We start from the raw sequence: 9,728 nt of genomic DNA, 5'->3' as shown, positions 1-9,728 counted from the left end.
GGCCGACGCCGAGGCGGCGGCCGATGCGGTGCAGCGCCGCATAGCGGGCATCTTCGCCGCCGCCGCCGTGCCGGTCGCGGACGACCCGGTGCACGCGGCGACCGTGGCGGTGGAGCGGGCCGAGGCGGACCGGCGCCGGCTGCGGGACCGTCGCGAGCAGGCCGGGACGCTGCGTGAGCAGCGTGCCGCCCACGAGCGCGAGGCGCAGGTGGCGCGCGCGCTCGCCGGGCACCTGCGGGCCAACAACTTCGAGCGGTGGCTGCTGGCCGAGGCGTTGGACCTGCTGGTCGACGGCGCGTCGGGGATCCTGCGGGAGCTGTCCGGCGGGCAGTACGAGCTGGTGCACGACAAGGGCGAGTTCTTCGTGGTCGACCACCACGACGCCGGCCTGCGCCGGGGCGTACGCACCCTCTCCGGCGGCGAGACGTTCCAGGCGTCGTTGGCGTTGGCGCTGGCGCTCTCCGAGCAGCTGGCCGGGATGTCGACCACGGCGGCCAGCCTGGAGTCGATCGTCCTGGACGAGGGCTTCGGCACGCTGGACGCGGCCACCCTGGACACGGTGGCGGCCACGCTGGAAAATCTGGCCGCCCGGGGTGACCGGATGGTCGGCGTGGTGACGCACGTGTCGGCGCTGGCCGAGCGGATCCCGGTCCGTTTCGAGGTGCGGAAGGACGCCCGCTCGGCGCGGGTGGAACGGACCGGCCGGTGAGCACGAGGAGCGCGGCGCTGCAGCGCCCCGCGGTCGCGACCGAGGGAGTGGTCGCGTGACCGACGCCGCGTTCTTCGTCGACTCGTGGGATCCGGCGTACGGCGCGTCGTTCGAGGCGTCCGCCGCCGGCCCGGCGGCCCCGAGCAGCGCCCAGGTCGACGCGGACGTGGAGCTGCCAACCGTGGACTGGCGGGCGATCGGGGTCCGGCCGGGCGTGCGGGCACCCGATGTGGTGCTGCTGGTCGACGGGGTGCGCCGGATCGACGCGAGCATCTGGACGGCGGAGTCCGACGGCGGGTCCTTTCCGGGGCTGGCCGCCTCGTACGCGGCGGGGGTGGTCCGCTGTGACCTGGGCCGGGGTGCGGCGCAGTTGGCCGGCACCCGGGTCGGCCGGGGGCTGTTCACGGCGAGCCCGTCGGCGCAGGACGTGGTGGCGGGGGCGATCCGCTACCCGGTGCACCGGGTGGGCGGCACCGGTGAGCTGGCCAAGCTGCCGGCCGCCGTGCAGGGCCCGCTGACCGCGCTGGAGGTGGCGGTCTCGGACGCCGCCCGCGTCGACGACGATCTGCTGGTGGTGGACGGTCCGCTGCGCAGCCGCCGGCAGCTGCCGCGCACGCTCGGCTACATCAAGACCCAGCACAGCCAGTACCTGGACGCCCGGCTGACCGCGGTGGTGACCGGTCTGGCGCCCCGTGAGCGCTCGCCGGTGTTCCGGCTCGGCACGGCCTGGGGCGGCTGGTCGTGGTATCTGCGGCTGCCGGTGGCCGTCGGAGCGCCGTGGGCGGGGATCGTCCGGGTGGAGTGCTCGGCCGACCTGCCGGTGGAGGCGGCGATCGAGCTGGCCGACCTGTCGCTGGTCACCCTGCCCCGGTTCGCCTCCACCCCGTACAAGGACCCGAGGGCGCCGCAGAACCTGATCCCGATCGCCGGCCTGGAGCGCCGGCTGCGGGCCCTGCTCGGCGACTCGCGGCTGCTGCACCGTGCGCTGACCGCCGCTGCGGCCCGCGCGGCTCGCTGAGCGCGGATACTGGTCGGGTATGGGACGCAAGCGGGCGGGCGCCGGGGTGGTCGAGCAGGTGGACACCGGGCAGGCGGAGCTGGTGCCGGATCCGGACCGGCCGGGCTCGTGGACGCTGCTGCTGGACGGCGCCCCGCAGTCGCACGTCGACCTGACCGACCCGACCCACCTGGAGTTCGAGTACGTCCGGCGGCTGGCCGCCGCGATCGACCTGATCGCACCGGCCGGCGAGCCGCTGCGGGTGCTGCATCTCGGTGGCGGGGCGTTGACCCTCCCCCGGTACGTCTCGGCCACCCGACCCGGCTCGACGCAGCGGGTGTCCGAGGTGGACGGCGCGCTGGTGGAGCTGGTCCGCCGGGCGCTGCCCTGGCCGGCCGACCCGCGGCTGCGGGTCCGGGTCGAGGACGCCCGGGCGGTGCTGGCCGCCAGCCGGGACGCCAGCTACGACGTCGTGGTCGCGGATGTCTTCTCCGGCGCCCGCACCCCGGCCCACCTGACCTCCGTCGAGTTCGTGGCGGAGGCGGCCCGGGTGCTCCGCCCGGCGGGCTGGTACCTGGCGAACCTCGCCGACGGTCCGCCGCTGCGGCACGCCCGTGGGCAGGTCGCCACGGTCCGCTCGCTGCTGCCCCGGGCCTGCCTCGTGGGCGACGCGGCCGTGTTGCGGGGTCGCCGGTACGGCAACCTGGTGCTGGTGGCCGGGCGGACCGCGCCTCCGGTGGCCGGGTTGAGCCGGCGGGCGGCCGGCGACTGGTTCCCCGGGCGGGTGGTGGCCGACGACGAGCTGGACCGCTTCGCCGGAGGCGCGCAGGTGGTCCGGGACGCCGACGCCACCGGCTCCGACCCGCCGCCGCCGGGCCTGTTCTCGGTCCGCCGCTGACCGGCACACCGACCGGCGGCTCAGAACTTTTTTCGCGGTTTGTTGATCCGTTCCGGGCGGCGCTGCGTACCACCGGGCGGCCCGCCTGGTGGGCGGCGTTGGTCAACAGACATCCCGGAGGTCTGCATGCATGCGGTGGCGGCCGGCTGGCATGGCGACGCGATTCGCGCGGATTGGATGTCCGCGCGGTCCTCGTCGCGGCCGACCTCGTCTGCCCGAGGGGTCGACGCACGGGCGACCTCTCGCCAGAATGGTCCGGTGACGCCGCGACCGGCGCCCGGGCGCCATCAGGCGACGTCAACCGAGGCGAGCCACTCCGACCAGTTGATCCGGCTGCTCTACGCCGAGCACGCCGGCCCGTTGCTGATGTTCGTCATGCGGCTCACCGGGGGGGACCGGCAGCGCGCGGAGGACATCGTCCAGGAGACGCTGCTGCGGGCCTGGCGCAACGCGCACCGCCTCGGTGCGCAGGGACAGGGCTCGTTGCGGCCGTGGCTGGTCACCGTGGCCCGCCGCATCGCCATCGACGAGCACCGCAGCGAGCAGGCCCGGCCGCCGGAGACGTACGACCGGGACCTGACCGCGTTCGCCGAGGCGGACAGCACCGACCGGGTGCTGCGCACGATGACGGTGGCGGACGCCCTGCGTACGCTCAGTCAGTCGCACCGCGAGATCCTGATCTCGACGTACTTCCGGGGGCGGACGGTGCCGGAGGCCGCCGAGGAGTTGGGGCTTCCACTGGGCACCGCCAAGTCGCGGGTCTACTACGCGCTGCGCGCGCTTCGCACGGCTCTGCAGGAGCGGGGGGTGACAGAATGAGCCGGCCAGATCACATGGACGTCGCCGCGTACGCGCTGGGCGTGCTCGACGAGCAGGACACCGAGCGGTTCGAGGAGCATCTCGCCACCTGCTGGGCCTGTGCGGCCGAGCTGGAGACGATGGTGCCGGTGGTCGGGCTCCTCTCCGACATCGACGGCGAGACGATGATGGCGCTGGAGCAGACGGCCACCGACCCGGCGTTGCTGGACCGGACGCTGGTCGCGGTCCGCCGCGACCGGCGACGCACCCGGTTCCGCCAGTTGCTCGCCACGGCGGCGGCGGTGGTGGTCTTCGGTGGCCTGACGGCGTTCGGCTTCGTGAGTGTGGCCGGCGAGGAACCGCCAGCGGTACTCGCCGAGCCGACGCTGAGCGCGCCGGGGAACGAGCCGCCGACGAGTGCGCCGACGGGGGCCCCGAGCGGCCCGGGGGTGGGCGGCAACGAGGAGGAGGGCGACCAGGTCGACGCCACCGACCCGACGACGGGCGTGCAGACGACGATGTTCCTGGTCACCAAGGACTACGGCACTCGCATCAACTTCAGCCTGCAGAGGCTGCCCGGCCCGCGCACCTGCCGACTGGTGGTGCTGCGGAAGAACGCGACGACCGAGGTCATCTCGACGTGGTCGGTGCCGGATGGCGGCTATGGCACGAACACCCGCCCGCAGGGTCTCGAGTTGAGCGCGTCGACGGCGGCGCCGGTGGCCGACATCAAGCAGCTCCAGGTGCAGTCGGTGGACGGTAACGGGGTGGCCAGTCCGCTGGTCACGGTGCCCATGTAGGTTCGCGTACCGAATCGGCGCCGGCCATTGTCACAATGGCCGGCGCCGATGTGTTGTTTCCGGACCGGTCCGTGTAGGGGCACACGTGCCACCGCCCCGATCGGTTCAATCAATTTACGTGAAATTGACCACTGTTACTCCTTCATCCTTGACAGCCTCCGTCCCGTACCTATGGGAGAACTGCCAAGAATGAGGAGGGCACGTGGCACAGATGAAGCGGACCGTCATCGTCGCGAGCGCGATGGTCGCACTAACGGCCTGCGCTCCCGCGGGTTACGACGGGGCGAACCCGAGCGCGGCCGAGCCGGTCGCCGTCGCCGCGGCCGAGCCCACCGCGGCGGCTGAACCCGAGGTCACGGCATCCGCGGAGGCTGCGGCCGCCGACGCGCCGCCGCCGGCGGACGTCGACCTGACCGAGCAGTTGATCGGCAAGAAGGTTGCCCGGATGGGCAGCGTGGTCACCGACCAGGACGGCTGGATCCTGTACCGCTTCGACAAGGACACCGCCGACCCGCCCGCGTCGAACTGCGTGGACAAGTGCGCGCAGGTGTGGCCGCCGGCCGTGACCGACGGCAACCCGCAGCTCACCGGCGTCTCCGACGACAAGGTCGGCAGCGTGACCCGGCAGGACGGCACTCGTCAGCTCACCGTCGGCGGATGGCCGGTGTACCGCTACATCGGCGACAAGAAGCCCGGCCAGTGGAAGGGCCAGGCCGTCGGTGGCACCTGGTTCGTGGTCCAGCCGGACGGCAAGAAGAACCTCAGCTGCCTGCCCAAGACGACGCCGAAGGCGGTCGCCCCGCCGGCGGACAGCGGGTCGAACGACGCCGGCAGCTCGGGCTACTCCTACTGAGCCCGGTCGCCACCACGAGAGCACGGTGGTCGGTCGCCGCCGGGGAGGGCGCGGCCGGCCACCGTCGTACGCGGGACGTCGGCACACCGGTGGTGCCGGCGTCCCGCCCTCATGCGCGAACCGGCCTGTCTGCGGTCAGGCCAGCTCCCACGGGCTCGGCACCGGGAAGTACGTGTCCAGGAACGGGGTGAGCAGTGCCAGCTGGGCGGCGAGGTCCTGCTCGACGGAGAACGCGTCGTTGAGGCAGAACACCTGCCGGTCCCGGCGGGCCAGCAGGTGGGCCAACCGGGCGGGCGTGTCCGGGTGGGACAGCTCGGCGATCGTGTAACGCAGGTTCCCCGGCACCGCCCGACCCGTGTGGAACGCGTAGTAGTGGTGCAGCGACGAGGCGACCGACAGGTCGTCCATGCTGCGGAACTGGCTGGCCGCGGTCCGGTGGAACCGCTCCGGGAAGGTCTGCTCGATCTCCTGGAGGACGCTGCGGCGCAGCGCGTGCGGCATGTGCTTCATCTTCTGGGTCAGCACCGTGCCGAACCGCTCGGCGATCAACGCCCGGTTGTTCTTCCCGGCAGCCGACGACGGGATGTCCTCGGCGCTGGGCGGCCCCGGCGGCACCAGCGCCGGCGAGGGGAAGAACCGCGAGATGCCGTTGGCCAGGAAGAAGTCCTGGGGTAGCGCCTCGGTGCCGAGGAAGACGTCGTCGTTGAAGTACAGGAAGTGCTCGGCGAGCCCGTCGATGTGGTGCAGCTGGCTCTCGATGGCGTGCGAGTTGTAGGTGGGCAGCACCGTCGGGTCGGTGAAGATCTCCCGGTGGCTGACCACCCGCAGCCCCGGCGCCGACTGGTCCAGCCAGGCCGGCACCTGGTCGTCGGTCACCAGGTAGACGTGGCGCACCCACGGCGCGAACAGGTGCAGTGACCGCAGCGAGTAGCGCAGCTCGTCGCGGCTGAGGAACCGGGCCGCGCTCGCCGCCTCGGCGTGGTACGGCACACCCGCCACCTCGGCCCGGCGGCGCAGCCAGGCGGGGTCGGCGCCGTCGACCCAGGTGTAGACCACGTCGATCGGGAACGGCACGTCGTCCGGGCGGGGCGCCGCGAACTCCGGACGGGTCCACGTGGTGGCCGGGGCGGTGGCCGGCGCCAGAGCGGTGAACCGCGACTCGGGCACGAGGACCGCCGGCGCCGATGCCGCCACCTGTTCGGCGACGGGGTTGGGTCGCGGCGCGACGAGCGAGGTGCCCGAGCGGGTCCAGAACTCGACGTCGCAGCCGTAGGTCTCCCCGAGCACCAGCCGGCGCCGGGGGTCCGTCCAGTACCAGGTGAGCCGGAGCACCGGGGCGTCCGCCAGACGGTCCCAGGTCTTCGGCTCGAACCCGGCCGCCGGCTGGCCGGGGCCGTCCGGCACCGAGACGTAGCCGGGAACCCGGCCGCAGGCCGCGGCGAGGGCGGCGTACGCCCGGGCGCGGTGCACGTCGTCGACGGCCACCACCGACGAGCGGTGCGACTCGCCGCGTACCCGGAAGTGGGGTACGCCGGCCTCGTCGAGCGCCGCGGTCACCGCGTCGAGGTTGTCCAGCCGGGCCCGCAGCGGCGTGACGGCGGCACCGATCCTCGCCACCCGGGGCCCCCGGTCGGCCGTGACGACCACCCGGTCCTCGCCGGCCACCAGCTCCGGCTGGCGGCGGGCCAGCCGCTCCCCCCGGCGGTCGGCCAGTTGGCCGTCGCGCGAGGCGCGCGCGACCCACTGCTTCAACTGGTGCCGGGCGCGGGGGCTGACCTTCGTGGCGATGGCGCGGCGGGTCTGCGGGCTCAGCACCCGGCGGTACACCTCGACCAGCCCGGTGGGTTCGGCCAGGGCCCGGGGCGGCTCCCCCGGGCCGGGCCTCGCCGCGGTCACCGCTGCGGTCCCGGCAGCGCCGCGATGGCGGCGGCCACCCGCTGGGAGTTGTCGCGGTCCTGTGCGACGAAGAACTCGGCCGCCCGGCGGGAGTACTCCTCCTCGCGGGTGCAGCCGTTCTCCAGGTACCGGATGATCGCGTCGACCGTCTCCTCCGCGGTCGCGCAGACCGGGCCGAACCCGTCCTCGCGGTGCTCGAAGTAACCCTTCTTGTAGCCGCCGATGGTCCAGAACTCGTCCGCGTCGAACTGGGCGTAGATCAGCGGGGTGCCGAGGTATGCAACGTCGAACGCCGTGGACGAGTAGTCGGTGATGAACAGATCGCACTGGCGAAGCGCGTCCTGGACCGTCCGGGCGCTCTGATCGGCCATGGCGAAGCAGTCGTCCGCCGGTACCACGTCGGTCAGCAGCGAGCGCATCTCGTAGTGCGGCAAGAACTCCAGCACGTAGCCGTGCTCGCGCAGGGACTGCCGCAGTCGTTCGCTGCTGAACAGCTCGGCCAGGAAGACCTGGTAGGCCGAGCCGTCGAAGGCGACCTGCGGCCGGGCGGCCCTGTTGTAGGACGGGGTGACCAGGTACGTGCGCCAGGTGGGCATGAACAGGATCCGGCGCTTGCCTCGGTCGGGCACCAACGCGTCGAAGCGTGGCATGCCGGTGGTCGCCACCATGTCGCCGTAGTCGAGGTCCTCGGCGATGTACTCGGCCTCCCGGTGCGACGAGGCCACGAAGAGGTCGAAGGCGCCCCGACCACGGTGCAGGCCGGCGCTGACGTCCTTCTCCGTGACGCCGTGCTGGAGGAAGACCCGGGAAAAGGCGATCCGCCAGTTGAGGTGCTTGAGGAACGGCGAACGCTCCCAGCTCGACGGGAGCATGTAGGCGTCGATGTCGTACGAGTTGATCAGCTTGCTGGCGTGCAGCATCAGGAACTTGTGCCGGAACGAGTCGTAGGTGACGACGTTGCCCAGCCCGCGCAGCCGACCCCGGTCCGGGCTGTCCTTGGTCAACACGTAGTAGACGTCGCGCCTGCGCTCCACCTGGCGCAGGTGACGGAAGAGGTGCGACGAGTTGTCCTGCGCGGTGTCGGTGCGCTCCCCGATCAACCACACGTCCCGCCGACCCATCAGCGGGGCGGTGACGAGGCGGAGCAGGCGCTCCTTCCAGAACGGAGCCCGGCTGGCGACGTGCCGCAGGTCCTTGCGCCGCATCGTGCGCTCCCAGCGACGCCGCCCGGCGACACCGCCCTTGCGCTGCACCAGCAGCGCCGCGTCCTCCCGACCGGTGAAGGTAGGCAGGATCCGGGTGTCACCGGCCAGTTTCATGGTGGCGTCGCGCAGGTAGGCGGCGGAGACGAGGCACTGCCGGGACGCCTGGCCGGTCTCGGTGAGGAACACCAGCCGCAGGCTGTGCTGGCCGCCGCGCAGCTTGTCGACGGGTAGTTCGGCGGTGAAGCCGGCGTACTCCCGGTTGTCGTCGCCCGCCTTGAGATCGGCCCGCCGCTGCGGGGTGGCCGGCGCGGTGAGCCGGCTGCCCCGCACCCGCATCGCGATCGGGGTTTGCATCGGGCTGCGCATCGGCAGCCCGTTGACCACCATGTGCCCGGAGAGCGTGATGGTGTCACCGGACTCGGACAGCCGAGCCTGCTCCAGTCGGGCGCTGACCGCGGTCACCTTGGTCAGCGGCAGCATCGACGGCGTGACCGGGTAGTCCAGGTGCAGGTCACCGCCGCAGGCGACCACGCCCCGCAGCCGTTCCCACGGGCGGGCGAACAGCTCGAAGTCGTAGGACTTGATGGCCAGGTAGGCCACCCGGTGCCGGGTGTCGATCGTCCAGCGTGCGATGAAGGACGGATCGATGTCGTGATAGATCCGGGTGCACTTCTCGAAGATCTTCCACAGGTCGGCGTCCTCGAAGACGGCGTGCGCCCGCATGGCGAAGCCCTGGTAGCTGCGGACCAGGAACCGCTCCAGCACCTCGCGCCGGAACACGTCCAGCTCGGGCCGCAGCTCAGCCAGGGTCTCGCAGAGCTCCAGATGGTCCCAGAAGTTCTGCTCCCGGACGAAGAGGTTGTCCATGATGGAGGTGCTGACCGCACGCTTGCGGTACTGGTAGACGACCGTGTCGACCAGGGCGATGCGCTCCGCCTTGAGCAGCATCGGGATGGCCAGGAAGGCGTCCTCGAAGTGGACACCCTCGCGGAACCGCAGGCCGTGCTGTCGCAGCTGGGCGAGGTCGTACAGCTTGTGGCACGGGCCGGCATCGAAGATCAGCTCCGGTGCGTCGACCACGGTCTCCAGCAGCCGGTCACCCTTGCCGAACGGCTTCTTCCACAGGAACGAGGTCGGCTTCGGGAAGGTGTCCATGTCGCCGACGGCGATGCTCGCCTTGTGCGTCACGATCGCCTTGAGCAGCACCTCGATGGCGCGCGGCGGCAGCAGGTCGTCGGAGTCGACGAAGGCCACGTACGGGGTGTCGGCCATGTCGAGGGCCAGGTTGCGGGCCGCCCCCGGCCCGCTGTTGGCCTGTTGCAGGGCGGTCACGTTCGGGTGCTCCGCGGCGAACTGCTTGGCCAGGAGGTCCGAGCCGTCGGTGCTGCCGTCGTCGACCAGGATGACGCGGCACTGGGCGAAGACGGTCTGCGCCGCGATCGACTCCAGTGTCTCGGGCAGGTAGTCCTCGACGTTGTACACCGGGACGATGATCGTGACCTGGGGGGCGGGGTCTACCACGCTGGACTCCACTGGGACGGGTTACGGAAAACGCGGGGGCACATCGGCTGT

The 9,728-nt window shown here is 72.2% G+C and carries 8 protein-coding genes; 6 read left to right on the top strand and 2 right to left on the bottom strand.

The annotated features are described in order from the left end of the window. From DKT68_RS21260 to DKT68_RS21235, 6 genes are all read left to right on the top strand, one after another. Window positions 1-709: SbcC/MukB-like Walker B domain-containing protein (locus DKT68_RS21260; protein ID WP_269089866.1), on the top strand; the 709-nt coding region annotated here is incomplete at its 5' end. A 55-nt stretch (window positions 710-764) separates the two neighbouring features. Beyond that, window positions 765-1,727 carry a hypothetical protein gene (locus DKT68_RS21255; RefSeq protein WP_109819159.1) on the top strand — a complete coding sequence of 321 codons (963 nt, stop codon included), beginning with the start codon at window positions 765-767 and terminating at the stop codon, window positions 1,725-1,727. Window positions 1,728-1,746: 19 nt separating this feature from the next. Then, complete coding sequence (locus DKT68_RS21250; protein ID WP_109819158.1) at window positions 1,747-2,604, top strand: spermidine synthase; 858 nt, start codon at window positions 1,747-1,749, stop codon at window positions 2,602-2,604. Window positions 2,605-2,730: 126 nt separating this feature from the next. Then, a complete protein-coding gene (locus DKT68_RS21245; protein ID WP_109819157.1) occupies window positions 2,731-3,423 on the top strand; it encodes a sigma-70 family RNA polymerase sigma factor in 693 nt (230 codons plus the stop codon). Next, window positions 3,420-4,202: an anti-sigma factor family protein gene (locus DKT68_RS21240; RefSeq protein ID WP_109819156.1), complete on the top strand. Its 783-nt coding sequence runs from the start codon at window positions 3,420-3,422 to the stop codon at window positions 4,200-4,202. The genes DKT68_RS21245 and DKT68_RS21240 overlap by 4 nt, the downstream gene beginning before the upstream one ends. Window positions 4,203-4,404: 202 nt before the next feature. After that, complete coding sequence (locus DKT68_RS21235) at window positions 4,405-5,055, top strand: hypothetical protein (protein WP_109819155.1); 651 nt, start codon at window positions 4,405-4,407, stop codon at window positions 5,053-5,055. 135 nt (window positions 5,056-5,190) lie between these two features. Here the strand turns inward: DKT68_RS21235 and DKT68_RS21230 are convergent, their stop codons facing one another. Further along, window positions 5,191-6,951: a stealth family protein gene (locus tag DKT68_RS21230; protein ID WP_201749131.1), complete on the bottom strand. Its 1,761-nt coding sequence runs from the start codon at window positions 6,949-6,951 to the stop codon at window positions 5,191-5,193. Next, on the bottom strand, window positions 6,948-9,677 hold the full coding sequence (locus DKT68_RS21225) for a bifunctional glycosyltransferase/CDP-glycerol:glycerophosphate glycerophosphotransferase (RefSeq protein WP_161556690.1): 2,730 nt from the start codon (window positions 9,675-9,677) through the stop codon (window positions 6,948-6,950). The genes DKT68_RS21230 and DKT68_RS21225 overlap by 4 nt, the downstream gene beginning before the upstream one ends. Window positions 9,678-9,728 lie beyond the last annotated feature (51 nt).

It is taken from the genome of Micromonospora acroterricola (assembly GCF_003172955.1).
Taxonomy (GTDB): Bacteria; Actinomycetota; Actinomycetes; order Mycobacteriales; family Micromonosporaceae; genus Micromonospora; species Micromonospora acroterricola.
Note: the sequence above shows the minus strand (reverse complement) of the source record. Positions and strands in the feature narration are given on the sequence as shown.